The 26,648-nt window shown below is 47.2% G+C and carries 25 protein-coding genes and 2 tRNA genes; 11 read left to right on the top strand and 16 right to left on the bottom strand.

Translation table 11 applies throughout. The features are described from left to right. Positions 1–11: 11 nt before the first annotated feature. The 3 genes from mtaB to GO493_RS24885 all read left to right on the top strand — a co-directional run bounded on the left by mtaB (position 12) and on the right by GO493_RS24885 (position 1,685). Positions 12–1,289 carry a tRNA (N(6)-L-threonylcarbamoyladenosine(37)-C(2))-methylthiotransferase MtaB gene (gene mtaB, locus GO493_RS24895; protein ID WP_157308947.1) on the top strand — a complete coding sequence of 426 codons (1,278 nt, stop codon included), beginning with the start codon at positions 12–14 and terminating at the stop codon, positions 1,287–1,289. Positions 1,290–1,501: 212 nt separating this feature from the next. Further along, positions 1,502–1,576 (top strand) — tRNA-Val (locus GO493_RS24890). Between the two features lie 34 nt (positions 1,577–1,610). Beyond that, positions 1,611–1,685 (top strand) — tRNA-Val (locus GO493_RS24885). A 128-nt stretch (positions 1,686–1,813) separates the two neighbouring features. On the opposite strand, the gene GO493_RS24880 is transcribed toward GO493_RS24885, so the two are convergent. After that, on the bottom strand, positions 1,814–3,973 hold the full coding sequence (locus GO493_RS24880; protein ID WP_157308946.1) for a cation:proton antiporter: 2,160 nt from the start codon (positions 3,971–3,973) through the stop codon (positions 1,814–1,816). A gap of 145 nt (positions 3,974–4,118) precedes the next feature. On the opposite strand from GO493_RS24880, the gene GO493_RS24875 reads away from it, so the two are divergent. Both GO493_RS24875 and aat read left to right on the top strand, forming a co-directional pair. Then, on the top strand, positions 4,119–4,427 hold the full coding sequence (locus tag GO493_RS24875; protein WP_157308945.1) for an ATP-dependent Clp protease adaptor ClpS: 309 nt from the start codon (positions 4,119–4,121) through the stop codon (positions 4,425–4,427). Between the two features lie 5 nt (positions 4,428–4,432). After that, positions 4,433–5,077 (top strand): leucyl/phenylalanyl-tRNA--protein transferase, encoded by a 645-nt coding sequence (aat, locus tag GO493_RS24870; RefSeq protein ID WP_157308944.1) that lies wholly within the window; start codon positions 4,433–4,435, stop codon positions 5,075–5,077. 53 nt (positions 5,078–5,130) lie between these two features. Here aat and GO493_RS24865 read toward each other — a convergent pair whose 3' ends face one another. Next, the gene (locus GO493_RS24865; RefSeq protein ID WP_157308943.1) at positions 5,131–6,051 is read right to left on the bottom strand and encodes a hypothetical protein; all 921 of its coding nucleotides are present in this window, start codon (positions 6,049–6,051) and stop codon (positions 5,131–5,133) included. A gap of 296 nt (positions 6,052–6,347) precedes the next feature. Between GO493_RS24865 and GO493_RS24860 the strand changes: the two genes are divergently transcribed. Together GO493_RS24860 and GO493_RS24855 are read left to right on the top strand one after the other, a co-directional pair. Next, positions 6,348–7,010 (top strand): metal-dependent transcriptional regulator, encoded by a 663-nt coding sequence (locus GO493_RS24860; RefSeq protein WP_157308942.1) that lies wholly within the window; start codon positions 6,348–6,350, stop codon positions 7,008–7,010. Positions 7,011–7,054: 44 nt separating this feature from the next. After that, positions 7,055–8,932 carry an Nramp family divalent metal transporter gene (locus tag GO493_RS24855; protein ID WP_157308941.1) on the top strand — a complete coding sequence of 626 codons (1,878 nt, stop codon included), beginning with the start codon at positions 7,055–7,057 and terminating at the stop codon, positions 8,930–8,932. A gap of 26 nt (positions 8,933–8,958) precedes the next feature. On the opposite strand, the gene GO493_RS24850 is transcribed toward GO493_RS24855, so the two are convergent. The 5 genes from GO493_RS24850 to GO493_RS24830 form a co-directional block, all read right to left on the bottom strand. After that, on the bottom strand, positions 8,959–9,702 hold the full coding sequence (locus GO493_RS24850; protein WP_157308940.1) for a LytR/AlgR family response regulator transcription factor: 744 nt from the start codon (positions 9,700–9,702) through the stop codon (positions 8,959–8,961). Next, positions 9,680–10,741 carry a sensor histidine kinase gene (locus tag GO493_RS24845; protein WP_198315824.1) on the bottom strand — a complete coding sequence of 354 codons (1,062 nt, stop codon included), beginning with the start codon at positions 10,739–10,741 and terminating at the stop codon, positions 9,680–9,682. The genes GO493_RS24850 and GO493_RS24845 overlap by 23 nt, the downstream gene beginning before the upstream one ends. A gap of 29 nt (positions 10,742–10,770) precedes the next feature. Then, complete coding sequence (locus GO493_RS24840; protein ID WP_157308939.1) at positions 10,771–11,124, bottom strand: DUF4288 domain-containing protein; 354 nt, start codon at positions 11,122–11,124, stop codon at positions 10,771–10,773. Positions 11,125–11,238: 114 nt separating this feature from the next. Beyond that, on the bottom strand, positions 11,239–11,973 hold the full coding sequence (locus GO493_RS24835; RefSeq protein WP_157308938.1) for a LiaF transmembrane domain-containing protein: 735 nt from the start codon (positions 11,971–11,973) through the stop codon (positions 11,239–11,241). Between the two features lie 168 nt (positions 11,974–12,141). Further along, positions 12,142–12,765, bottom strand: a complete 624-nt coding sequence (locus GO493_RS24830) for an SGNH/GDSL hydrolase family protein (RefSeq protein ID WP_232539035.1) — start codon at positions 12,763–12,765, stop codon at positions 12,142–12,144. A gap of 186 nt (positions 12,766–12,951) precedes the next feature. Here GO493_RS24830 and icd point away from each other — a divergent pair, with 186 nt between their 5' ends. Next, the gene (gene icd / locus GO493_RS24825; protein WP_157308936.1) at positions 12,952–14,217 is read left to right on the top strand and encodes an NADP-dependent isocitrate dehydrogenase; all 1,266 of its coding nucleotides are present in this window, start codon (positions 12,952–12,954) and stop codon (positions 14,215–14,217) included. A gap of 203 nt (positions 14,218–14,420) precedes the next feature. Further along, a complete protein-coding gene (locus GO493_RS24820; protein WP_157308935.1) occupies positions 14,421–15,653 on the top strand; it encodes an NADP-dependent isocitrate dehydrogenase in 1,233 nt (410 codons plus the stop codon). A 76-nt stretch (positions 15,654–15,729) separates the two neighbouring features. On the opposite strand, the gene GO493_RS24815 is transcribed toward GO493_RS24820, so the two are convergent. From GO493_RS24815 to GO493_RS24795, 5 genes are all read right to left on the bottom strand, one after another. After that, positions 15,730–16,749 (bottom strand): aldo/keto reductase, encoded by a 1,020-nt coding sequence (locus GO493_RS24815; RefSeq protein ID WP_157308934.1) that lies wholly within the window; start codon positions 16,747–16,749, stop codon positions 15,730–15,732. A 261-nt stretch (positions 16,750–17,010) separates the two neighbouring features. Beyond that, on the bottom strand, positions 17,011–18,711 hold the full coding sequence (locus tag GO493_RS24810; protein WP_157308933.1) for a L,D-transpeptidase family protein: 1,701 nt from the start codon (positions 18,709–18,711) through the stop codon (positions 17,011–17,013). Between the two features lie 352 nt (positions 18,712–19,063). Next, the gene (locus GO493_RS24805) at positions 19,064–19,276 is read right to left on the bottom strand and encodes a hypothetical protein (protein WP_157308932.1); all 213 of its coding nucleotides are present in this window, start codon (positions 19,274–19,276) and stop codon (positions 19,064–19,066) included. Positions 19,277–19,384: 108 nt separating this feature from the next. Further along, positions 19,385–21,355, bottom strand: a complete 1,971-nt coding sequence (locus GO493_RS24800; protein ID WP_157308931.1) for a putative porin — start codon at positions 21,353–21,355, stop codon at positions 19,385–19,387. Between the two features lie 132 nt (positions 21,356–21,487). Beyond that, the gene (locus tag GO493_RS24795) at positions 21,488–22,309 is read right to left on the bottom strand and encodes a purine-nucleoside phosphorylase (protein WP_157308930.1); all 822 of its coding nucleotides are present in this window, start codon (positions 22,307–22,309) and stop codon (positions 21,488–21,490) included. A 107-nt stretch (positions 22,310–22,416) separates the two neighbouring features. On the opposite strand from GO493_RS24795, the gene sucC reads away from it, so the two are divergent. Further along, complete coding sequence (gene sucC / locus GO493_RS24790) at positions 22,417–23,631, top strand: ADP-forming succinate--CoA ligase subunit beta (RefSeq protein WP_157308929.1); 1,215 nt, start codon at positions 22,417–22,419, stop codon at positions 23,629–23,631. Between the two features lie 261 nt (positions 23,632–23,892). Continuing rightward, positions 23,893–24,906 (top strand): DUF4407 domain-containing protein, encoded by a 1,014-nt coding sequence (locus GO493_RS24785; RefSeq protein ID WP_157308928.1) that lies wholly within the window; start codon positions 23,893–23,895, stop codon positions 24,904–24,906. A 44-nt stretch (positions 24,907–24,950) separates the two neighbouring features. Here GO493_RS24785 and GO493_RS24780 read toward each other — a convergent pair whose 3' ends face one another. From GO493_RS24780 to GO493_RS24765, 4 genes are read right to left on the bottom strand one after another with little or no spacing between them, the layout of a single operon-like run. Next, complete coding sequence (locus GO493_RS24780) at positions 24,951–25,571, bottom strand: SprT-like domain-containing protein (protein ID WP_317165466.1); 621 nt, start codon at positions 25,569–25,571, stop codon at positions 24,951–24,953. A gap of 9 nt (positions 25,572–25,580) precedes the next feature. Next, a complete protein-coding gene (locus GO493_RS24775; RefSeq protein WP_157308927.1) occupies positions 25,581–25,967 on the bottom strand; it encodes a hypothetical protein in 387 nt (128 codons plus the stop codon). Next, positions 25,960–26,196 carry an AtpZ/AtpI family protein gene (locus GO493_RS31450; protein WP_157308926.1) on the bottom strand — a complete coding sequence of 79 codons (237 nt, stop codon included), beginning with the start codon at positions 26,194–26,196 and terminating at the stop codon, positions 25,960–25,962. The genes GO493_RS24775 and GO493_RS31450 overlap by 8 nt, the downstream gene beginning before the upstream one ends. Next, the gene (locus tag GO493_RS24765) at positions 26,153–26,599 is read right to left on the bottom strand and encodes a bactofilin family protein (RefSeq protein ID WP_157308925.1); all 447 of its coding nucleotides are present in this window, start codon (positions 26,597–26,599) and stop codon (positions 26,153–26,155) included. The genes GO493_RS31450 and GO493_RS24765 overlap by 44 nt, the downstream gene beginning before the upstream one ends. Between the last annotated feature and the right edge of the window lie 49 nt (positions 26,600–26,648).

Genomic DNA, 26,648 nt, shown 5'->3' with positions numbered 1-26,648 from the left:
TTGCCCTCCTTATGACAACAGGTAAAACAGTAGCGTTTCACACCCTCGGCTGTAAGCTGAACTTTTCAGAGACCTCCTCTATCAGCAGGTTGCTGGAACAGGATGGTTTTGTGAAAACGGAGTTTGAAGGGCAGGCCGACGTATATGTGATCAACACCTGCTCTGTTACAGATAATGCCGACAAGGAGTGCCGGCAGCTGGTACGCCGTATACAGCGGAGAGCGCCCGGCAGCATGGTGGTTATTACCGGCTGTTATGCCCAGCTCAAACCGGAAGAAATTGCCGGGATTGAAGGGGTGGACCTGGTATTGGGCGCTGCAGAGAAGTTCAACATAGTAGACCATCTGAAGACCCTCACCAAAGGCGATAGCGCCAAGATATGTTCCTGCGATATTGAAGAAGTGAACACCTTCCATGCCTCCTACTCCCTGAACGACCGTACCCGCACCTTCCTGAAGGTACAGGACGGATGCGACTATACCTGCGCATTCTGTACCATTCCCATGGCCCGCGGTAAAAGCCGTAGCGACAGTGTTGCCAATGTGGTGAAACAAGCTACTACCCTGGCCGGCAATGGCGTAAAGGAAATTGTACTGACCGGCGTTAACCTGGGCGACTTCGGAAAGGGCTTTGAGGGCGGTAAAAAACGGGAGGAGACATTTTTTGAACTGGTACAGGCACTGGATGAGGTGGAAGGTATTGAACGCTACCGCATCTCTTCTATAGAACCAAACCTGCTTAGTAATGAGATCATAGAATTTGTAGCCAACAGCCGCAAATTCATGCCTCACTTCCATATACCACTGCAGAGCGGCAGTAATGAAATACTGGGACTGATGCGCCGCCGTTACCGCCGTGAGCTGTATGCAGAAAAAGTAGCCATGATCAAACAGTTCATGCCACACTGCAGCATAGGCGTAGACGTCATTGTAGGGTTCCCCGCAGAAACAGATGAACGCTTCCAGGAAACGTATGATTTCCTTCATGGGCTGGATGTATCTTACCTGCATGTATTCACCTATTCAGAACGCGCCAACACCCATGCCCTGGACATACAACCGGTTATTCCGGTAAACGTCCGCAATGAGCGTAATAAAATGCTGCGCAACCTGAGCCATAAAAAACAATCGTACTTCAATGAACAATACACCGGTCAGACCCGTAAAGTGCTGTTTGAAGGACATAGCAAAGATGGTATGATGGAAGGGTATACAGACAACTATATCAAGGTAACCACTCCACACAGACAGGAATGGGTAAACCAGCTGGTTGACTGGGAACTGCGTTAGTATTTTTCATCTGCATTCTTCTCAGAAAAGTTCTTTATATATCATTGTGCAAATAATTTGCAGCAACTGGAAACACTTGCTATCACAGCGTTTGAGAGAAATCAAAAACTATAATCTTTCAAAAGTTTCAAAAAAAATTTGGCAGAATAAAAATAGTTTATACCTTTGCAATCCCATCAGACGAAAGGCCTGATGGTAACGAAAGAAAAAGAGGGAGTTTAGCTCAGCTGGTTCAGAGCATCTGCCTTACAAGCAGAGGGTCGATGGTTCGAATCCGTCAACTCCCACTCTTTAAATTTTTTTACTGGTATTTTAGTTCAAGGGAGTTTAGCTCAGCTGGTTCAGAGCATCTGCCTTACAAGCAGAGGGTCGATGGTTCGAATCCGTCAACTCCCACAGAAAAAGCAGTTACAGGTTTGTAACTGCTTTTTTGTTTTATACAGGTCCTTATCCCCTTCAAAAGAATGCTTTCACCCAAAGGCAAAAGCATTCTTTTTTTCGCTGCGTGCAGCTATAAATCATGTTTACTTATTCTTCCCTTTCAGTATCCTCTTCACCACTTTACCCAGCTTATTCAGGTTATCCAGCTGTTCCTGTATAGGCGCCAACGTGAGATCTTCCGGTTGCAAGCCTGCTTCCACATAATCTATCTCCGTCTGTTCAGGATAGATCAGTACAACATTATGGTCTGTAAAATGCCTGCTTAAGCGGGAAGGCATGCCATCCAGGTAAGGGCGGTAAGACAGGCTGCCTTTACGGGCTGTCACCACCACTACCAGGTCGTTACTGGTAATATCGCGCGCCAGCACCAGCAGTTCTTCAATATTATCAAACTGCCTGTATGCAATATCCACGCTTTGCCTGGACTGCTGTAAAAGGCCTTCTATCACTTCCTGTGTTTTATGGTGGCAGCAAAGCAGTATCCTCGCTCCCACCTGTTTGCTGAGGATAAAGAGCTTCTGGAGGTAATGCGTAAAGCCTACTTCATATTCCGCATTCTTAGGCATTACCAGCACCATTTTACGTGTGGTATTTAACGGGTGATGGAAGTCGCACACATAAATGGTTTCCCATACACTTTGCAGTATGTTGTCCAACGTAGTACCGAAGATGGAGCCGAACAAGCGTTCAGTCGTACTCGTTTTATCTGTCCATCCCAGCACCACATCTGTGATCATGAGTTCTTTGGCTGCCCTTGCAATACCGTCGGATACGTTCAGATCAATACGGGTAACGGCCTGCACCTTGCTTTCTGTGGCGGCAGCATGTACAACAGCGGCTTCCATGATCTTATTTGTAAGAGGCACTTTCTCTTTAGCTTCTTCATCGTCCTGCAGTACTGCAAGCGGGTAGATAGGTGTATCTGCATGCGGATCTTTGATCATCAGGGCAAAGTCCAGCAGCGATTCCATATGCTCCTGTTTTGAAATAGGCACCAGCACACGTTCAGGCGTACCTTCGGCAGCCGGCTTACGCTCTGCCTCTACAATGGCCAGCTTGCGGCCTGCGCTCTCTGTTACGAAAGAACCTACCAGGCAGGTAATAAGGATGAGCACTACGGTACCATTCAACACGTTCTCATTGATAATGCCCATGTTGAACCCGATCAGTATCACAGCAATAGTGGCCGCCGCATGGGCGCTGCTTAAGCCGAAAATGACATTACGCTGGGTGGCAGTATACCTGAATGAGAGCTGGGTAAAGAATGCCGCCAGCCATTTGCTTACCAGGGCCATTACGGTGAGGGTACCTGCTATCAGCAAAGCTTCCGGGCCTTTCAGCAATACGCGGAGATCTACCAGCATTCCCACGCTGATCAGGAAGAACGGAATGAACAGGGCGTTACCTGTAAACTCTATCCTGTTCATGAGAGAGGAAGTATGCGGTATCAGCTGGTTCAATGCCAGTCCGGCCAGGAAGGCGCCTATGATGCCTTCCACCCCGGCCAGCTCAGCCAGGAAAGCGGCCAGGAACACCAATGCCAGTACAAAGATGAAGTGGGAAGTTTTATCGTCCTTGATCTTCCTGAAGAACCAGCGTCCAATCATCGGGAAGATCCATAATACAATAATGGTGAATACGGCCAGGGATACGGAAAGCCTGACCCAGAAATCAGTGTTCAGGTTACCTGCTGTAGCGCCGGTAATGACTGCCAGGATGACCAGCACGGCGGTATCTGTGATGATGGTGCCTCCAACGGCTACGGTTACGGCTTCATTCTTTGTAATACCCAGTCGGCTGGCCAGCGGATAAGCTACCAGTGTATGTGTGGCAAACATGCTGGATACCAGCAAAGTAGCCATGAAATTAAAGTGAAGCAGGTAGGTACAGACAAGGTACCCCAGCGTTAATGGTATGAAGAAAGTAAATGCGCCAAAGACAAGGCTTCTGTTGCGGTTTTTCCTGAACTCTGTCATGTCCAGTTCCAGGCCTGCCAGGAACATGATATATAATAAGCCGGCTTTACCAAACAGGTCTATACTGCCTTTTTCAATGATCTTAAAACCATGGTCCCCTATTGCCATGCCTGCCAGTATCAGTCCTATGATACTGGGAATGCGGAATTTACGCAGGATGATCGGTGCCAGGAGAATGATAAATAATACCAAAGAAAAGATGGGCACCGGGTCTTTCAGCGGTAATGCAATATTCATCAATAAATTAATGCCTTTCAATATGTTCATAACCTTAAATCTGATGAGTACAATAATACGGCTAAAGCGTTTGTTGCGCAATTTCTTTTTGTATAGTGCATGGCCGGGAAACCTGAACTTTCCTGTTTACTTTAACGATTATTAGACGTAGTTTTGTGTAAATGTAATACCGGATATGAGCGAGCGTAAGCAAACAGGTACGCAAACCAGAGAATGGGAAGATGTGTTGGTAGCTGAAGATGAACAGTTCCCCTTTAGTCTTATCGTATGGAACGATGAAGTCAATACTTTTGATTGGGTGATCCAGTCACTGATAGAAGTATGTGACCATACCCAGGAACAGGCTGAGCAATGTGCCCTCATCATCCATCATAACGGAAAATACGCTGTAAAACAGGGAGAGTTCACTCAACTCCGTCCCATGTGCGAGGCCTTGTTAGACAGAGGCATCAGCGCTACTTTAGAAGAAGCTGTAGAAAGCTGAACGGGATGCCTGTATTTGAGCTGACAGAAGAACTGATCTTTCCTCCTGTTGCACTTGCAGAACCTGATGGCCTGCTGGCTTATGGAGGTGACCTGACAGCTCAGCGTTTATTGCTTGCCTACAGCCAGGGTATCTTTCCCTGGTATGACGAACCACCTATCTTATGGTGGAGCCCCGATCCCCGCTTTGTATTATTTCCCGGTGAACTGAAGATATCTGCCAGCATGAAGCAGGTGCTGAAGAAGGGTCTTTTCACTATTACCTTCAACAAGGATTTTGCCGGCGTTATATCCGGCTGCCGTCATACCTACCGTCCGGGACAGCATGGTACCTGGATTACGGAAGAGGTGGAACAGGCATATACAGACCTGCATAAGAATGGCTATGCCCATTCTGTGGAATGCTGGGAGGATGGGAAGCTGGTTGGCGGGTTTTATGGTATACAGCTGGGCAGGTGCTTTTTTGGAGAATCTATGTTCAGTCATGTAAGCAATGCTTCCAAAGCAGCCTTTATCACTTTTGTAAAACATGCTGAAGCCCAGGGCCTTGTTCTGATAGATTGCCAGGTATATACGGAACACCTGGCTTCCCTGGGGGCACGTATGATAGACAGGCAAGATTTCCTGACCATTATAGAGCGGGAACAATAAAAAAAACTCCGCCCCCTGAACGGAAGCGGAGTCTCATCCTATAAAGATATCATTTACTTTTTCTTTGCATAGCTGCCTTCAAAGAAGCAACGAATGCCCCTGTAGGCGCCACATCCACCTATTTCTCTGATGCTCACTCTTCCCGAGGCAAACTGGAAAGCGATGCCACAGTCTGTTTCCTTGTCCTTATATTCTCCCTTGTTAGCACTGGTAAAACGTCCGTGACCGGAAAGCTCTCCTTTACAACCGGTTTTCTCTTTGGAGAATGTGATGAAGAACTGGAAAGACTTTGGATCTTCTCCATCGCGTATAGATACGAGGCCGCTTTCGCCTGCAAAATAATCGCCAGATAATTTATGCTTTGCCGGCAGGGTATCTATAGGGTTGAATATCTGTCCTGCAGCGGCTTCTCCACTGGAGTTGGTCATGATAAGGGTAGTTTGCCCGTTATCTGATACACCGTAGAAATCCTCTCTTGTGGCGGTACGTCCGGGAGCGATCTGGATCTCGTTGGTTACTTTAACCACCTGTTTACCATCGATCGAGAAATAGTGTTGTTCATTCTGTCCATCTATCTTTGCTGCCGCCAGCCTGTTCAGGTATTTACCTTTTTTATCGAGGAAACAGATATATGCAGTAGTGGCAGATTTGCCTACAGCTTTTACTACGAAATAATTCACTGCGGCCCCCTGTATATATGCCACGGGATAGTACCTTATAGCAGCGTTCTCGGGGAAGTCTGCTTTGGCCAGTGTATCTGTCAGGAACTGTTGCAACAGTTCCGTTGTGATCACGGAAGAATCAGCAACTTTGGTTTTCAGGGAATCCGGGGTCAGCTTATACGGCAGTGATGCAGTATTGAATAACTGGCGGAAGTCTTCAAATGTCAGTGCGTCCTTTCCTTTTTTGTCTTTCTTTGATCCACAACCAGCCAGGAGGCCGATAGATAGTACTACCAACATTAGCTTGTTCATGCGTATGTGCTTGTTTATTACGGCCGAAAAGTTAGAGAAAAAAATGATATGATCAAAATAAGGGGGAAATGTGTGTAACTAAAAGGGGTGGTGCAGCAGTTTGAAGCTTTATATTATGCTCAATGCGAAGAAACTGCTCAAAAAATCGCTTTTACCTTCGGTAAAAGCGATTTTTTGAGGGCGCTTTTTGGGGCCTGCGGCCGGCTAAGAATTTAAACCGGTGCACTTCCAAAAGGCAATCATTTGTATATCTGGCACGTTTTATTTAGATTTACCTAAACTTTATTTTAAGAGATATGAATTTGTCAATTGCAGAGGAGAATTATATCAAGTCGATCTACAAATTGGAAGAAGATAGCCCGGATTCAGTTACAACCAATGCCCTGGCGGCAGAACTTGACACAAAGCCTGCATCTGTGACGGACATGGCGAAGAAGCTGAAGGAGAAAAAGCTGATCGACTATGAAAAGTACCAGGGTATAAATCTTACTGCTGAAGGCAAAAAAACTGCTTTGCAGATCATTCGGAGGCACAGGCTATGGGAATGTTTTCTTGTCAATAAGCTGGCATTCAGCTGGGAGGAGGTACATGAACTGGCAGAAGAGCTGGAGCATGTACGCAGTGAAAAGCTCACCAACCGTTTAAGTGAATTTTTAGGCAATCCCACTACAGACCCTCATGGAGACCCGATCCCGGACGCTCATGGCAAAATGGGAAAGCCCCGTATACAGACCTCTCTTCATAAGGCGCGGGCCAAACGACTGGAAGTAGTGGCCGTATCGGACAGATCTACCGCCCTGCTGGAATTCCTCAATGCCAAGGGGATACGCCTGGGTACTCAGCTGGACGTGATTGAGCGTTACGAGTTTGATAACTCCATAGAACTGAAGATCAAGAATCAACCTGCCTTTACCATCAGCGAGCAGGTATCAAAAAGCATAATGGTAAAACCGATATAATACATGGTCTGCTATGGCGGGCCATTGCACTTATTTGAAACACTATGGATCATCAGCACATTTCTTTAGGCGAAGTACATCAAAGTGTAGATACAACCACCAATGGAATTTCCCGCTGGAGGAAGCTGCTGGCCTTTTTTGGGCCTGCATACCTTGTCAGCGTAGGATATATGGATCCGGGCAACTGGGCTACAGACCTTGCCGGCGGCAGCCAGTACGGTTATAAACTGTTGTGGGTGCTGCTTATGAGCAACCTCATGGCCCTGCTTCTGCAGAGCCTCAGTGCCCGCCTGGGTATTGTGAGGGGGCGGGACCTTGCGCAGGCCAACCGTGAAACCTATCCTCCTCTTATCAATTTCATTCTTTATATACTTGCAGAAGTGGCGATAGCGGCTACAGACCTGGCGGAAGTGCTGGGTATGGCTATCGGGATACAGCTGCTGACAGGTCTTCCGCTTGCATGGGGCGTCAGCATCACCGTGTTTGATACTTTCCTGTTGCTGGTATTGCAACGTTACGGGATCCGTAAGATGGAAGCCTTTATTATTGCGCTGGTAGCTATTGTAGGCCTGTCTTTCCTGATAGAGCTATTTATGGCAAAACCTGCTATGAATGAAGTGGTTACCGGCTTTATTCCCTCTCTTCCTGACAATACCGCCCTTTATATAGCTATAGGCATCATAGGCGCTACTGTCATGCCTCACAACCTTTACCTGCATTCTGCCCTGGTGCAGACACGCAAGATCAAAAGGGATGATGCAGGCATTAAACAGGCGCTGAAACTGAACTTTATAGACAGCGCTGTAGCGCTGAACCTGGCGTTCTTTGTCAATGCTGCTATCCTGATACTGGCAGCGGCTGTGTTCTTCAAGACGGGCCGTACAAATGTGGCGGAGATACAGGACGCACATCAGCTGCTGGAAAAGCTGCTGGGCAACAAACTGGCCCCTACCCTGTTTGCAGTAGCGCTGATAGCCGCGGGGCAAAGCTCTACCGTAACAGGTACGCTGGCCGGGCAGATAGTTATGGAGGGGTATCTGCGCCTGCGTATCAATCCCTGGCTCCGCCGGTTGCTTACCCGGCTGCTGGCCATTGTGCCGGCGCTGCTGGTCATCCTGCTGTCAGGACCTGAGAAGGTAGGAGAACTGCTGGTATTCAGCCAGGTGTTGTTAAGCCTCCAGCTGGGCTTTGCCATCATCCCGCTGATCCACTTTGTAAGTGATAAAAAGACGATGGGCAACTTCGCCGTAAAGCCGGCAGTGAAGGTGGCAGGCTGGATCATTACTGCTGTGCTGGTATATCTCAATACACGCATGGTGTATACAGAAGCGGCAGATTATATCAGTGGTGATGGCAATCCTGTTGTAGACGTTATCATCATCATTGCCGGAATAGGTTTCCTGGCGTTGTTGCTGGTCACCATTCTTTATCCGCTGATCAGCCGTTACCAGCAGAAAGCCTCTGCACGTATACATCCTGTGCATGAGCTGACATTGAACAACATAGAGCCGCCTGTGTATAACAGGATAGCTATGGCGCTGGATTTCAGCCTGGACGATGAGAAGATCATTTCCAACGCGCTTGCTCACGGCAACCCACATACGGAATATCTACTGATACATATAGTGGAAAGCGCTTCTGCAAGATATCTTGGCAGAGAATCGGACGATTTCGAAACCAGGAAGGATAAAGAGCAGATGGAAACGTATGTAACGTTATTACATTCACGGAACATCCGCGCCAGGGGCCTGCTTGGATACAGACACCGGGCGGAGGAGATTGTTCGCATTGTAAAAGAAGAAGAAGCAGATTTTCTCGTACTGGGAGGTCATGGCCATACCGGCATTAAAGACTGGATATATGGAGAGACTACCAACCAGGTGAGACATAAGGTACGGATACCCGTGCTGGTAGTGCAGTAGTTCATGGTCTCAGCCCCATGAACTGCTCACAATCCCAGCGCTGATTTAAGGCGGGGATAGCCGGTTTTGCTGACAGGCACTTTTACGCCTGAGCGCAATATAGCCAGGTGATTTTCCTTTTCATAAGGCTCTATGCGGGTTACCTGGTTCACATTCAGCATATAGGAACGGTGTACCCTTGCAAACTGTTGCGGGTCAAGTGTTTTCTCGAAGAACTGCATGGTCTTGTTCTTCAGGAACGGGCCTTCCGGGGTAATGATCTTCACATAATCATCTGCCGCTTCCAGGTAATGGATATCCTGTACGGGAATGATCTTGATCTTTCCGTTGATCTTCACTACTATCCTGTTGCTTTGCAAAGGGGAAGCTCCGGCAGTTTCCAGCAGCGCTGTTGTTTGCTGCTGCTGTTCATCTGCCTGATGGCGGTCCAGCCATTTCTGGACAGCTTTGTCAAAACGTTCTTTTGAGAAAGGTTTCAGGAGATAGTCTACAGCATTTACTTCAAAAGCGCGGATGGCATGTTCTTCAAATGCTGTGGTAAAAACAATGGCAGGCAGTGTTTCCACCAGTTCCAGCATTTCAAAGCCGTTGATCTTGGGCATCTGCACATCCAGGAAAACAATGTCCGGCTGATGATGCTGAATAGCTTTCAATCCTTCAAATCCGTCACCACATTCCTGCATCACCTGGACCTGCGTATATGCCTGCAGATATTCCTTTACTATTTCCCGCGCCAGCGGCTCATCGTCAATTATTACTGCTTTTATCATAGCGTTGCGGCACTTTAATCAGTGTTGTATAAATGTTCTCTTCAGCTTTTGTTTCGAGCAGGTCATGACGGGCAAACAAGAGGTATAGCCGTCTGCTGATGGAAGAAAGACCGAAGCCGGTACCTTTTACCGGTTGTTGCAGTTCTGCATCGAAAGGGTTCTTTACTTCCAGGAATAGCATGTCTTTTTCCATCCATGCGTGGATGGTGATAGTGATAGCTTCTGTTGTATCGTAAAGACCGTATTTAATGGCATTCTCCACCACAGGCTGCAGCAGCATTGGAGGAATCATAGAAATTTCCGTTCCTTCTTCTGCTGTGATCTCTGTAGCGAGGCGATGTCCGAAGCGTACTTTTTCTATGTCAAGGTACCATTGCAGGTACTGGAGTTCTTCCGGCAACTGTATCCATTGCTGGTCTTCACGTTTCAGGGTACCTCTGAGGAAATCGCTCAGTTTGAGGACCATTTCCCTGGCTTGCTGGGGGCGTAGTGTTATCAGGGCATTGATGGAGTTAAGGCTGTTGAACAGGAAGTGTGGCTGCAGCTGTTGTCTGAGTTTATATAGTTCTGCCTCTCTTGCCAGTCTCTCTGTGGCTTCCTTTCTTGACAGCTTTTCGCTCTGTTCTTCCATATCGTACCAGATCAGGCTTTTGATGCCCAGGGCTGTGATGATGAGCCATCCGAAAACGAACCTTACGGGCAATGCCTGGTGAATCCATACCCGGTAGCTGTCATCCTGCGGGAAAGTGTAGAGCATTATGTAAAAGCTCAGGGCCGTCCACATTACGGTCTGCATAGTACAATATGCAAGCAGGAAGACATATTTCCCTTTTGCCGGCCGGTAATATCCAAGACAGAAGCTAACGGAAAAAGCAGACAGCGCAAGCAGGAGAATATGCACTACGCTGTCTGTCCACGCAATACTGTCATTCAGGCCATACCAGTAGATCAGCAGGTTTGCCTGCAGGATCGCGAACACATAAGTTGTGCCCAGGAAGGCCCGGCGGAAGGATTTATTTGAGAATATTGGTGTGGCCAAGTAAGATCAGGATAAATGGGTGAACAGAGTTATGCATGAACGTCCAGGTATTGCGGTGCTTTCAGTTGTGCCGCCTTTACCTGCAGCCAGGAGATATATGCGTTTGCGTCTCCGGGTTCTTCAATGCGGGAATACAGTTCCATTCCATCTCCCAGTGAGTCCAGTGCATTTACTTCAGGCACGTTGATAAAGCGCCATTCCACCAGTTCCTGTCTTTGGTTTTTGAAAGCGTACTGTTCCTGTGCTCCTATTTCGCTTGCACGTTGAAAGGCTTCGTATCTGCTTCCGGCATTGATGAGTCGCAACTGCTCGTCAAACTGTGGCATATGGTCTCCGTTGCCACTGATGATCTGGTAAACAATTTTCGCTACAAACCATTGCATAAGATATAGTATTATAAGAATGAAATAAAGGTTGTTATGGTTAGTGTATCAGTTTTGAGCTTTCTGATAAGAAGTAACGGCCCTGCGGGCTAAACTGAAACACGATAGTTGTTATCAGGCGTAACTTTTGATCTCTATGCCTCCGAATACACAGCTACCCCTGATAATGAGTACTTTGTCGGGATTACTTCCTATGAGCTCTGCCGGACGTTTGTCTTCCACACCGCCCATGATGGTGGTCATATCTACTTTAACGTTCCAGTTGGATGGTACCACCAGTTCGAGCCCACCGAAAACACAGGTGGCATCGATCTCTATTGTTCCCTGGAAGTCTGCCTGGAGCAGGTTTACATCTATTCCTCCGAAGATGGCAGAAACCCGGCCTCCTTTCAGGTTCTTGGAAACCACTATCCTGTTCTCTCCGCTGAAGATCATGGAAGCTTCCAGCCAATCGTCTGTAGGATCGTTCTTAATGAGTCTATGTCTGGGGGTTTTTCGTTTACAGTCAATATTACGGCCAAACATCAGGCCGAGACCTAATATAATGAAAACCGCCGGCCAGAGAAAACGGGCAAAATCGAACGGGAACCAGAAGAATTCTTTGGCAAGGAAAAGACCGCCTACCAGCATCATGATCACGCCTCCTATGCTCTTAAACTCACTTTTAGTCCAAACCACCAGTCCTATAACGATCAGCAGCATCTGCCAGGATATTATCCAGGAGGGAATGTCCAGGTGAAGGTTTTTCACTAACAGGAATGCACCTATCAGCAGGAAAATGAGCCCTTTTCCGAAACCTCCTCTTTGTCCGCCGTCTGTATTCGTATATTCTTGTTCTTGCTTGTCCATATGTATGTTTAACGTTTACGATACAAAACTAACAAGCAGACCTTTCCCCTGAAAGGGCATTTAGGTTAAAAAGTGCCCGTTTCCGGTAAACGGCATGAAAAGGGCGGTAAAAAAGATCAGGGGGATCTCAGTTTGTCTCTTCGGGACAACTGGGATAATATCGGAAGATCAGTGAAGTATGTTCCGGAATATAGCGGCCAGTTTACCGGCCCATATAGCCATTTCTTTACCGGAGTAGTGGAGCCCGTCGCCAGCTACGAGGGTGATGTCATGGTCGGCTTTGCGGCTGTCTGCCGTAATATCGAGGTAATGCACTTTATATTTACGGGCTATGGCTTTATTGGCGGTGTTGAAGGCGTCTATATCTTCTGCTATTTCCTGGCGGTTGCGGCCTTCTGCAAAGGGCACACGGCTCCAGTCGGGGATGGAGAGCACCACTACCCTGTCTGAGTGGCCGCCGGCAAACTGGATGGCCTGTTTGAGCAGGCGGGTAAATTCGACCTTATATTCCTGGACGCTGCGGCCCCGGTATTGGTTATTGACGCCTATGAGCAGGGTTACCACGCTGAAGGTGTCTCTGACCTCTTCTGCCCGGATGGCCGCCTCCAGTTCGTCTGTAGTCCAGCCGGTACGGGCTATGATGCGGGGCCCGTCTATAGTAATGCCGCTATCTGCCAGCAGGGTTACTGTCTGGACCGGGTAACGTTGTTCTTCCGGTACGTCTTCTCCGATAGTATAGCTGTCTCCCAGTGCCAGGTAAGTGAAACGGGGCGTTGTAGTATCCGGTGCCATAGGGGTTGCCTGTGTTTTAGCGACAAAAAATAAACAGTAAATTAATATTAATCTGGACATGGGAAAAGTTTGCTAAAGAAATGCTAAACGTTCAAATGCTATCAGTTTTGGAGATTGCCTGTGGATTAATAATACGTACCTTTGCGCTCGTAAATTTAATTACGAAACTCGTAAAGAAACTGTTTTATGCCGGCAGAAAAAATATCAATGACCAATGGCCAGTTACAGGTGCCCGATCATCCTATTATCCCTTTTATTGAAGGTGACGGAATAGGGCCTGATATCTGGCGGGCCAGTGTGCGTGTATTTGACGCCGCTGTGGAAAAAGCCTATGGTGGCAAAAGAAAGATAGAATGGAAAGAAGTGCTGGCCGGGGAAAAAGCCTTCCAGCAAACGGGAGAATGGCTGCCTAAAGCCACCCTGGACGCTTTTAAGGAGTACCTCGTATCTATTAAAGGACCACTTTCTACGCCTGTAGGCGGCGGTATCCGTTCCCTGAACGTAGCAATGCGCCAGGAACTGGACCTCTACGCCTGTGTGCGCCCCGTACGCTGGTTTGACAAGGTGCCTTCCCCTGTTAAACATCCTGAAAAGGTTGATATGGTGATCTTCCGTGAAAACACAGAAGATATTTATGCCGGCATAGAATATATGTATGGTACGCCTGAAGCAGAAAAACTGCTCAACTTCCTCCAGAATGAAATGGGTGTGAAGAAGATCCGCTTCCCTGAAACTTCCTCCCTGGGTATCAAACCGGTATCCAAAGAAGGTACGGAAAGGCTGGTACGCGCTGCCCTGAAATATGCGCTGGAAAAGAAACTGCCTTCACTGACCCTGGTGCATAAAGGCAACATCATGAAGTTTACCGAAGGGGGCTTCAAGAACTGGGGCTATGAGCTGGCCGTACGTGAATTTGGCGACCAGGTATACACATGGGAACAGTGGGAAGCTACCAAGAAATCCCAGGGTGAAGATGAAGCCAATAAAGAACTGAATGTGGCTATTGCCCACAAGAAGCTTATTGTGAAGGACGTGATCGCTGACAACTTCCTGCAGCAGATCCTGCTGGCGCCACAGGACTACTCTGTAGTGGCCACCCTCAATCTGAACGGTGACTATATTTCCGATGCGCTTGCTGCTGCCGTTGGTGGCATCGGTATTGCTCCCGGAGCCAATATCAATTACTCTACCGGTCATGCCGTATTTGAAGCTACGCATGGTACCGCTCCCCGCTTTGCCAATACCAACACCATGAACCCCAGCTCCGTTATACTCAGCGGTGTAATGATGCTGGAATATATGGGCTGGAAAGAAGCAGCAAATATTATAGTACATGGCCTCAGTACTGCCATTGCCCGCAAACGCGTGACCATCGACTTCTACAAGCTGATGGACGACGCAACCCTTGTGAAAACCAGCGAGTTCGCAGATGAGGTGATCAAACACCTCTGATCAGTCTCACTGATAGCATATTTTATACTATAGTTCCGCTTTCATAGCCTCCCGTCAACAGATAAGAGATAATTCATTGAATTGTCAAAGAATTGTTGCAAAAAGGAGGCATTGAAAGCGGAACTTGTAAATTGTGCCCCATTGTCGTATATTTCGCGATTACTCGTATGAATACTCGTAACTAATTAAAAATCAAAGTCGAAATGGCAGAAAAAATCAAAGTCGCTAACCCGGTTGTAGAACTGGATGGAGATGAGATGACACGGATCATCTGGAAATTTATCAAGGATAAACTGATACTTCCTTACCTGGAAGTTGATATCAAATACTATGACCTGGGAATGGAACACCGCGATGCTACCAATGACCAGGTAACCATAGACGCAGCTAACGCTATCAGAGAGGTAGGCGTTGGTATCAAATGCGCTACCATTACTCCGGATGAAGCCCGTGTAAAGGAATTCAACCTGAAACAGATGTGGAAATCACCAAACGGCACTATCCGTAACATCCTGGACGGTACCGTATTCCGTGAGCCTATCGTAACCAGCAACGTTCCCCGCCTGGTACCTAACTGGACTGCTCCTATCTGTATTGGCCGTCACGCATTCGGCGACCAGTACCGTGCTACTGACTTTGTAACAAAAGGTAAAGGTAAACTGACCATCAAATTTGAAGGTGAGAACGGCGAAGTGATAGAGCATGAAGTATACAACTTCAAAGGAGACGGCGTTGCCCTGGCTATGTACAATACCGACGAGTCTATCAAAGGATTTGCACGTGCCTGCTTCAACCAGGCCCTGATCAAAAAATGGCCTCTCTACCTGAGCACCAAGAACACCATCCTGAAAAAATATGATGGCCGTTTCAAAGATATCTTCGAAGAGATCTACCAGAACGAATTCAAAGCTGAATTTGACAAGAACGGACTGGTGTACGAACACCGCCTGATCGATGACATGGTTGCCAGCGCCCTGAAATGGAACGGTAACTTTGTATGGGCATGTAAGAACTATGATGGCGACGTACAGTCTGATACTGTAGCTCAGGGCTTCGGTTCACTGGGTCTGATGACGTCTACCCTGGTTACCCCTGATGGTAAAGTAATGGAAGCAGAGGCCGCTCACGGTACTGTAACCCGTCACTATCGTGACCACCAGGCTGGTAAACCAACTTCTACCAACCCTATTGCTTCTATCTTTGCATGGACCCGTGGTCTGGAATTCCGTGGCCGCCTGGATAACAACCAGGAGCTGATCAACTTCTGCCATGCTCTGGAACAGGTATGCGTTGAGGTTGTTGAAAGCGGTAAGATGACAAAAGATCTGGCTGTTTGCATCCATGGTAACAAAGTAGAGCATGGAAAACACTATCTTTACACAGAAGAGTTCCTGCAGGAACTGGACAACGCTTTAAAAGTAAAGCTGAAAAAATAAGTCACACGTTCGCAATACTGATATAATAACAAGGTCCCGGCACATGCCGGGACCTTGTTATTTATGGATACTTATATTACAGCTGCCTGTCGATACCTGTACGCTCCAACATCCATACGGGATATTCTGACGGCAGTTTACTGATCTCATCCAGCTGCTTCAGCTCATCTGCAGAGAATGTTACTTCAACCGCTTTCAGGTTATCATCCAGTTGTTCCAGCCTTTTAGCGCCTATGATCACTGTGCTCACCACCGGCTGATGCAGCAGCCATGCCAGCGCGAGCCGGGCTACTGTTGCATTCTTCTCTTTTGCCATTACTGCCAGCGCTTCTACTACATCGTACGCCCTTTCTTTATTTACCGGAGGGAAATCAAAATTTGCCCTGCGAGCGCCATCTTCAGCGCTTCCCTGGCGGGTGTATTTACCACTCAGGAAGCCGCCTGCCAGTGGGCTCCATACCATTAAGCCGGTTTGCTGATCTTTGAGCAGGGGAACTATCTCTCTTTCCAGGTCACGTCCTGCCAGTGTATAATATGCCTGCAGAGATGCAAATTTTGCCTTCCTGTAATAAGTGGAATAAGCCTGTGCCTTCATCAGTTGCCAGGCTGCCAGGTTACTGGCGCCGGTGTAACGTATCTTTCCGGCCTTTACCAGGTCGTCCAGCGCATCTATGGTCTCTTCCAGCGGAGTGAGCGGGTCATAGCTATGGATCTGGTACAGATCAATATAATCTATCTGCAAACGTTTCAGGCTGGCATCTACCTGGGAGAAGATATGTTTCCTGGTAAGGCCGCTGTCGTTAGGGCCATCTCCCATTCTGCCACGCACCTTGGTGGCAATTACCAGGCTGTCACGGTCCAGTCCGAGGTTACGGATAGCTTTTCCTGTCATTTCCTCTGAGAGTCCTTCTGAATACACGTTGGCTGTATCAATGAAATTGATGCCGCCTTCCACAGCCCGTTTTATGATAGCATCCACTTCGTCCTGGGGTAATGTACCTATCTGTGTCCAGAAGCCTTTCCCTCCAAATGTCATTGTGCCTAAACAAAGCTCAGACACTCTGAGCCCTGTATTCCCTAATAATTTATACTTCATAATGATCCGTTTTGTGAAGACAAAATTACCGGTGAAGGGATAGAGAAAATAGTATGTATCAAAGTAAAAAGTACAAAAATCAAATATTACTCTATAGTTGCGGAGGGAAAGTGGGGTAACATTGACTGGGTTATGCTGTGTAGTAGTAGGGGCAGACTTGCGGTCTGCCCAAAGCGTTTTTTTGTGGGGGCCTGCGGCCAGCTTTTTAAGGAGGCGCAGCGCCCTTTTTTGGGAAAGATTGGCGGCCTCGGTCCGATAATATTATTTCCAGCCCATTAGTTTCTTTAATACCTTATCCTCACCATAAATATCTTCATGAAATACCAGCTTATCATTCCTTCCTTCTGCCGTAAAGTAACGCAGATAAATAGGGATGCTTCGCTGTATATCTATCTGCTTCTTTTCTCCCCTGGCCAGCCAGGCGCGGACACTATCTCTTGAATGACGGGAATCATCTTTGATCAGGTACATAGCCAGGCTATCCCACTGTTGCACTCGTACACAACCATGACTGAGTGCACGGTAAGCATTTTTGAACAGTCCGCGGCTATTGGTATCGTGCAGGTATACACTGTATTTATTCATGAAATTGAACTTCATAATACCCAGCGAGTTCTCTACGCCATCCATCTGTCTTAATACGTATGGGAAATAGTTCTTACTGAGCTTGTCCCAGTTAATGCTGTCAGGATGAACCGCTTCCCCGCTTTTGCCTATCACTTCCAGGTTCTTTTTCACGAGGTATTCCCTGTCTTTCCTGATAGCCGGCAACATTTCTTTTACGGCAATGCTGAAGGGTACTCTCCAGTAAGGGTACATTACGAAGTTGGTCATACGGCTGTTGAGCAGAGGAGTGCGGGTGCGGGGCGCACCTACTATTACCCTGGATTCCAGTACTACCTGTCCGCTATCCCACAGTTCCATACGGTAAGCGGGTATGTTGACAAAAATGTATCTGTCAGGCAGGGAGTCCGGCAGTTTACGCCAGCGGTCCAGGTTTACTGCCACCTGCGCCAGCCAGTCGGTATAAGATCTGTTCAGCGCCTGTATGGTTTTCTTCCCGGCAAGTCCGTCGTCATACATATTAAACTCCCGCTGGAACAGGCGTATGCCTGGTTTCAGCAGGGCTGTATCTGTACTGTGCCCGCCGGCAGTATCCAGGTGTCCTGTCTGTACCAGCCTGTTGATGAGTTGCTGACGGAAAGCCGGGGTATCTGTATAAGAAAGCGGCAGGGAATCCCAGTGCATAGCTGCATATTTAGCTTTGAAGGGGCGTAGCTGGGCTTTGAGCTGCCGGTAACCTTCATATGTGGGTTCCAGTTCTCCCAGGGCCTCGCCGATGGCGGCGCCGGGATTGTCCTGCATCAATGCGGTACGCAGCATGTCGGACAGCAGTGTGTCTGTGAAAATAGAGTCTTTCCGAAGGGTGATACTGTCTTTGGGGGCAACGCCAAAACGCAGGTGGGATGCCATTTTCATAAAAGCGTCTGTCATCATCACATCCACGCGGGCCCAGAGAGAGGCATCTTTGCGGGCTGCTTCACCATCTTCACTATCTCCTTTAATAAGTCCCAGGGCTGTTTTTAGTGCTGCAGCATGGTAATCTGCCGGGCGGAGGCCGGATTCATCTGCATGATCAATAAAAAAGAACATGGAATCTGCGGCGGGGTTCAATACGCCATTGGAAGACCATACTGCACCGTTACCGGTTTGCTGGTAAAAGTAGGTCAGCGCTGCCGGGTCCTGGGCCCGTACGCTATCTTCCATAATATTTTCATTGTCCGCTATAAATTCAAGGTATTCCGTAATATGCTCAGGCACTACTTCACTCAGTTGTCTTACGTCCTTTACAATTTCCCTTTCCCGGGGCGCCCGCTTTCTGTGGCAGGAAAACAATGATAACAATGCAAAAAAGGCCACGGCTGTACGTAGCTGATTGTCCCTAAAAAACCGATACTTCATTGGCGATACAAAACAATTATTTAAAGGTAGGGAATAGCTGATACATTATATAAAAAGATATTGTAATGCTACCCTTTTAAGAAGATGACAGGGGTTTAAATTGCGGGCCTGTAAAGGGCCGGAAGATATTTATCTGCAGCAATTTTTTTTCACGAAAAGCGACTGCACGAATTTCAATACGGCCACAACTGCTTTCTTCATTATTCTCTATTTGAAACGCAAAGGTATGAAATACATTTATTTTGGGGAACACAATAAGAGGGAGGACCTAACACTAACAGTGTCAGATCATTATACACAGGAGAATGGTCAATATAGTTGTAAGTTCCTTCATTTCAGCAGTGCGATGTGCTTACCAGCCTGCACTTTCTTCGATCTTATCTGCCAGCCCCAATAACAGTGACATACTTGCCACTTTGGTAGCTTCCGGACGGATATGGCCGTCCATATCATGTTCAAATACTATATCCTGCCCTTCTACATTTACTTTGAAACGGAGTGAGTGACCGTTCAGGGGCTTAACGATATACCTGTTGTCATTGTAGTTTACGGTAAACGCCTTCATTTGTTTATGCTTTATACAAACTTAAACAAAAGCTACGCCAGATAGTTGCAGTATTACTGAAATCTGCAACTATCCGGGTATACTAAAACGGTTTATGTTGATAAATAATTAGTTGATGAACCACCAGCGTATTCCAAGCCTGAAAGAGAAGTTGTTATACAGGTAATATGGCGCGGCGAAGTTGTTGGTAGCGAAGAAGGTATTGAGGTTCTCTCCCCTGATGAAGGCGGAGAAGGATTTGATCCTGAAATGGACAAAAGCGGCCAGATCAGGCGCATTGTACTTAACCTTCTGTGTAGTTTGATACACAAATTGACCTGTTACAGGAGAGTAATCATCTGCATAGTAAGAGGTATTATACCTGGCTTCGATACCTGTCATCAGGTTCAGGTTGTTAAACAGTTTGTTCTCATAGGTGAAGCGGTGACGTGTCCAGATGGTAGGTACATTAATACGGCCGTCTCCATGTACCTGCTGGAAGGAAACATCAGCATACCAGTTGAACTTCCTGAGTCTGAAATGTTTGCTGAACGAGATTTGCAGGAGGTTGAACAGTGCGGGTGACTGTACACTCTTATAATAGTTCTCGAAGTAAGTATAGTTGTTGATGATATAGTAGTTCACTACCAGGTCATACTTCAGCTTAGCGTTATTGGCGGCAAACTGGAGCTGGGTGATATTCTCTTTTCCCAGGGTACTGTTATACCAGCTGTCATAGCTGCTGCTGAAGTATTTATAGACATAAGATGGCTCTCTGTTCACGTTGTTGAAATACAGGTGTACGTTTCCCCATGTTTCATTGAGGTAACGGCTCAGCATACCGCTTACGTTATAATCGCCCGAGTTCTCTCCTGCCAGGTACATTTCGCCTTTGGCAGAAAAATCCCATTTTTTGTTGCGGGTCTTATTACGGTATTCGCCGTGGATGGCCAGGTTGCTGAATTTGATATCGGTGTCCAGGAATACGCCGGTGATGTTGTCAAAGCGGGCGCCTACATTAAAGAAATGCGCCTGGTTGCCCCTGATGGGGAACTGAATAAGTGACAGATCGTTAGAGAGTGTTTTCCAGTTATGTTTGGCAGTAACGGTATCGCCGGAGAAAGCCCAGTTGTACTTGTTGGCATAAAAGAAGGTATCCGGTTGCCCGTCTTTGTAACTGTAGTTGTCGTTATTGAATTTAAGCGTATACTGTACACGGAATACGGGGTCGAACTTATAGTATTCCGTTGTATCATTGACGTGAATGGTATCTCCCTTACCCCAGTCGTACTGTTGCATGAACAGTATTCCTGACTGATCGTGCGATGTTTTTACGGGGATGGTGGTACTGAAAAGGCTGGAGCTGGTGGTAGCATAGTTGCCCAGGTTCACGTCTATGGTCTTACGCTGGCTGTAGCGGTCATTATTCAGGAAGGTGTCACTTCTGATCCCTCCGTTCTCACCATTGGCATATTGGTTAAAGTAGTAGCTCAGGTAAGCATTGTACCGTTTGTTTTTGCTGTTGAAACGGCTGGTAATGCGGTACAGGTTATGGTTTGTGGCCTGTGATCGGAAGTATCCCGGTGCATAGATCTTCTGGTATTCAAATCCTATGTTAAAACGGTCAGTACGGTTCTGTGTATGTAAGAGACCTATCTGTTGTTCCTGCTGGCTGCCTATCATGTATTGCAGTTCAGTATAGGGGCGGGTGGTGGTATAGATCCGGGCGTTTTCGTGATTGAAGCCGTATGGATCGAAAGTATGGAACCCGGCGTCAAATCCTGCTTTCATGAAGGGGGTGAACAGGATGTTACGGGCCGGGGAGCCGTTGTTGCCCAGGAAAACGTAATTGGCTGGTACCCTGACAAAAGTACCGTTAAAATCTGCTATGGACGAGTCTATCCTGAAATCAGTAGGTTCTCCCAGCCTGCGGTAGGTAATGGTGATGGTATCCACATCATGTTTGTGGGTCCCTGTATCCCGCTGCATAGTGGAACTGCCTCCGCTGCCTCTGCCAAGGCTGTTGATGCGGTTACCGATCTGCGCCTGCAACTGCTGCACACTTACCAGCAAACAACATATTAAAATAAATGACCTCATCCTATGATAATTTCCTGCTTCGTTCTTCTTTGATTTACCAGGTTATGCCTATATATTATATCCCTGACCGGAGAAGCCGGCAGGGATAAAAACGGAGGGATAGCCTTTTATTATGTAGTGATACACTACCTTTTATAATACTTTGATCAATTCCCTGAAAATAAGGGTTAATTTCGGTTCTGCCGCATTTGCCGCTTCCAGCACTTCTTCGTGCGTGATGATATTCTCTTCTTCCCGTATGCCGATATCGGTGATCACACTCATGGCAAAAACCTTCATTCCGCTGTGTATGGCTACGATCACTTCAGGGACGGTACTCATGCCTACGGCATCTCCGCCAATGAAATGCATGTACTGGTACTCAGCCCTGGTTTCGAAGGTAGGGCCCTGTACGCCTACATAAACGCCTGTATGTACATTGATGTTATTGGCGGCAGCAATATCCTTTGCTTTGGAAATCAGCGCTTTGGAATATGGTTCGCTCATATCCGGGAAGCGTGGCCCCAGTTCTGCGATATTGGGGCCTCTGAGCGGGTGTTCCGGCTGCAGGTTGATATGGTCCCGGATAATCATCAGGTCTCCTACTGCAAAAGCCCTGTTCATTCCACCGGCAGCATTGGAAACCAGCAATGTATGTACTCCCAGTGCTTTCATCACTCTTACGGGAAAGGTGACCTGCTGCATGCTCAGTCCTTCGTAAAAATGGAACCGTCCTGCCATGGCCACAACGTTACGGCCGTTCATTTTACCGAGGATCAGCTTTCCTTTATGTCCTTCCACGGTGGAAACGGGGAAATGAGGGATATCCCCATAGGCAATTTCTTTACTGTCGGTAATATCGCCGGCCAGGTTACCCAGACCGCTACCTAAGATAATGCCCACTTCGGGGGTGGCAGGCCATATTTTCCTGATATAGTTGGCCGCAGCAGCTATTTGTTGTACGAGATCACTCATTTATTATGTCCTTTAAACAGGTTGCGCAAAGTTATTTTTAATTTCCATAAGACTACTGTTTTACATTTAAATCATAATGACCTAATTTAGCGGCAAATTTTTATCAGATGAACTTACATGAATACCAGGCGAAAGAACTGTTGAAGAAATACAACGTACCGGTACAGGAAGGGATTCCCGTAGATACCCCGGAAGCGGCGGCGGAAGCTTACAAGCAGCTGAAAGTACAATATGGTAACGAGTTTGCAGTGGTAAAAGCGCAGATACATGCTGGTGGTCGTGGTAAGGGTACCATTCGTGGTAAAGAGCAGAGAGGCGTGGCTGTAGGTAAGAATGCGGAAGATGTAAAAACAATTGCCGGTAACATCCTGGGTGGCGTGCTCGTGACCATTCAGACCGGAGAAGCCGGAAAGCTGGTAAACAAGGTGCTGGTAGCCCAGGACGTTTACTATCCCGGTCCAAACCCCATAAAAGAATTATACCTGTCGATCCTGCTGGACCGTGCTAAAGGACAGAATGTGATCATGTACTCCACAGAAGGCGGTATGGATATTGAAGAAGTAGCACATAATACTCCTGAAAAGATCTTTAAAGAGTGGGTACAACCAAATGCTACCCTGCAACCTTTCCAGGCAAGGAAAATAGCTTTCAACTTTGGTCTGAGCGGTGAAGCGTTCAAGAACATGGTGAAATTTGTAACTAATTTGTACAATGCTTACGTAGGTCTGGATGCCAGCATGCTGGAAATCAACCCGCTGTTCAAAACCAGCGATGAGAAGATCATTGCGGTTGACTGTAAGCTGAACCTGGATGATAACGCGCTGATGCGTCACGCTGACCTGGAAGCGCTGCGTGATATCTCTGAGGAAGATCCTACTGAAGTAGAAGCTGGTAAATACAACCTGAACTTTGTGAAACTGGATGGTAACGTGGGTTGTATGGTGAACGGCGCCGGTCTGGCGATGGCTACTATGGATATGATCAAACTGAGCGGTGGTGAGCCTGCCAACTTCCTGGACGTAGGGGGTACTGCCAATGCACAGACTGTAGAAGCGGGTTTCCGTATCATCCTGAAAGATCCTAAGGTGAAAGCGATCCTGATCAATATCTTTGGTGGTATTGTTCGTTGTGACCGTGTTGCCCAGGGTGTGATCGATGCTTATAAATCTATCGGTAATATCACTGTTCCTATCATTGTGCGCCTGCAGGGTACCAATGCGGAAGAAGCGAAAAAGCTGATAGAAGAGAGTGGTTTGACAGTACAATCTGCTATCCTGCTCAGCGAAGCTGCTGCGCTGGTTAATAAAGCCGTGAGCGCTTAATATGAATTAGTAGTGATTGACTAAAAATAAAATGAAGCCCTGGGTTTATGCCCGGGGCTTTGTTTTTGCTGTTTTTGCGCTGCGCGCGGCAGGAGAATTTTAGTTGTGTTTGACGATATATTTTGTCACTTTCTTTTGCTGATTGATCACATATTTCAGTTACCCCGGGAAAAAAGCCTACCTTTATAATCCATCCTTCTTATATACCTGCGTCCTGCGGGCTTTTTTTATTTTATATATACCAATTTAACGGAGTCAACTATGAAGCGCTTTCGCGATTTCTTTCTTTTCTGTTCGGGGGTCCATGTGCCTATGCTGAAACGCGCACCATCTGAAGTGAATAAGTATGGCGGCATTGGCGCCACTATCTTCTTCACAGGTCTGCTGGCCGCTTTCTCAGGCGGTTATGCTATGTGGACTGTCTTTAACCAGTGGTGGGCAGCCCTTTTGTTTGGCCTTGTCTGGGGGTTGATGATCTTTAACCTGGACAGGTACATTGTTTCGGGCATGAAAAAGCGCAACAGCTTCAAAAACGAGTTTGGCATGGCCATACCCCGGTTAGTGCTGGCAGTGCTCATAGCTGTGGTAATCTCCAAGCCGCTGGAGCTGCAGGTTTTTAACAAGGAGATACAGCAGGAGCTGATCACTATGGAACAACAGGTCTTCAAAACACAGGAAGACAAAGTGAAGGAGCGTTTCCAGAAACGCACGGATGAGCTGAATGCGGAGATAACGGGGCTTAACAACGCCATCCAGGCCCAGGCGGCCAAGCGAGATACCCTGCAGCTCATTGCCCAACAGGAAGCTGATGGTACCGGCGGTTCCCGGATACGTAACTTAGGCCCTATTTACAAGGCTAAAAAGGCGGATGCTGATAGCGCCGCTGCCCTGCTGCAAACCATTTCCGGCCAGAATGGAGCGCTGATCAACCAGAAACGCCGGGAGCTGGCCTCACTGGATTCTTCTTACAAGGCTACTGTAGCACAGCTGGACCGCAGCCATATTGACGGGCTGGCTTCGCGGCTGGAGGCGCTGGGGCGGCTGACTGACAGGAGCGTACCGGTACGCTGGGCTAACTGGTTCATTATCCTGCTGTTCATCACTATTGAAACAGCACCGGTATTTGTAAAGCTTATTTCTCCCCGCGGGCCGTATGACGACCTGTTAGAGGTACACGAACATGCTTATATTATTTACAGGAAAGAACAGATTGAAAAGAGGGAAAGGGCTTATGCAAAGAAAATGATGATCGGGCAAACGGCGCCGGCGTCCTGAAAATAATAACCGCTGCCTGGCCGTACCGGCCGGGCAGCGGTATTTTAAGCTGCAACAACTTCCACTTCATACACGGGGCTAAAAAGATACATTCTTTTTGTAGCCACTTCTTCACACCTGTACCGTTTCCGTATCCTCTCTCCTTTTCTGAACACTCTTCCGTCTTTGGTACGGAACAACTGGTTTTCGGGCAGCTGTTCCACCAGGAAATGATTTTCCTTTTTATGGTCGTACCGTTTGAGTACGCGCATCAGGTCATCATCTGCGCAGGAGCTGGCAGCCGGGTTCTGAATACTCTGGCGTAAAGCCATTTCTACGTCCGGCGGCAGATATCCTTTGCCTACAAATTGTTTCAGGACAGCTGAGAAATGAAACTTCCACTCCTTTCCATGCGATGCTACGGTATTACCGTATTGCATGTAGGTTGTGAGGTGTGAAATTTCGTGCAATAGTGTGATCAGGAATGCATAGCGGTTCAGATTTCCGTTAATGCTGATCCTGTGGCCACCCCTGCGGTCAGGATGACGATAGTCCCCCAGTATACTCTGCCGCTCTCTTGTTACGGTCAGATGTACTTTATATTCAGTGAGGTAGGCCATTACCTGCTCGAATGTCCCATCGGGCAGATAAGCTGCTAACGCATGTAAAGGGGCCTCCTGCTTCACAGAAAATAATTAGTTTTTGTTCCTGGTAACCTGTTGCAGACTTACGTTCTCTGTAAATGCGTAAACGCAGTAGAAGAACATAAGGATAAAGATCGTCATTTTACTGGTATGAGCCCTGTTTAATACTGCATAAACAGTGATACCTGTCAGGCATAAGAACATCCTGACAAACATTGCCCCGTACACTCTCATCACGAATGATGCGTTATTGTCTGCGTGTACTCCTTTGCGGCTCATCCTGTAAGTAATAAGGGAAAGAAGACCTAAAGCCAGGTTGCCGATAAACAACACATTGAGATGTGCACCATTGTCCAACAACCAGGCTTTTAAAAATATAATAGCACCTAATAATACTGCAAATAGTGCTATAACTCTAAAGTAAAACCGTTCACTCATTCCTGCGTGTATCTTTGATAATTTGCCACAAAATTAAGACTAAAGCTAATAAAGACAAAATGATCATAAAAACGGGAAACGACCATCCTGTCCACTGGTCAAGTTTATAACCAATGAATACTGCCAGTCCTAATGTGGCCATCATCTGAAAAGCTAACCCCGCATACCTGAACAGCAACCTGTTATCAGGCTTCCTGCGCGGCTTCTTCTGTGACAACGGATCTTCCATTCTTCTCTTTCTGATTTGCAGCAGCTACGTCTTCAGGCTCCATATAGCAACGCCCGTTGAATTTAGCTGTTGGTTCCATTTCAAAATGAGCTGTGTAGACATCCCCTTTCACCAATGCATTTCCTTTCAGGAAAAGCAGATCTTCTACTTTGATGATGCCGGTTACCTTACCCAGGATGTCTGCGCTGTTGCATACCAGGTCTCCGGTGATCTCACCTTCCGGTCCTACTACGATTTTAGCCTTTGTAGATACCAGGCCATTCACCTGACCATCGATGCGAATATCTCCTTCGCATACAATATCGCCCTGGATTGATGTTCCGCTTCCAATAATATTTACGTTGGAAGTAGGCATTACTGATTTGCTCTCGCTTCTTGCATTACGATTGTTGTTGCTAAACATAGGATTCTAGGTTTTTCAGCTTTAAGTGTTTTGTAAGATAGTAATATTT

Source organism: Chitinophaga tropicalis (assembly GCF_009758205.1).
In the GTDB taxonomy this organism is placed as follows: Bacteria; Bacteroidota; Bacteroidia; order Chitinophagales; family Chitinophagaceae; genus Chitinophaga; species Chitinophaga tropicalis.
This window is presented reverse-complemented; position numbering and strand designations above follow the sequence as displayed.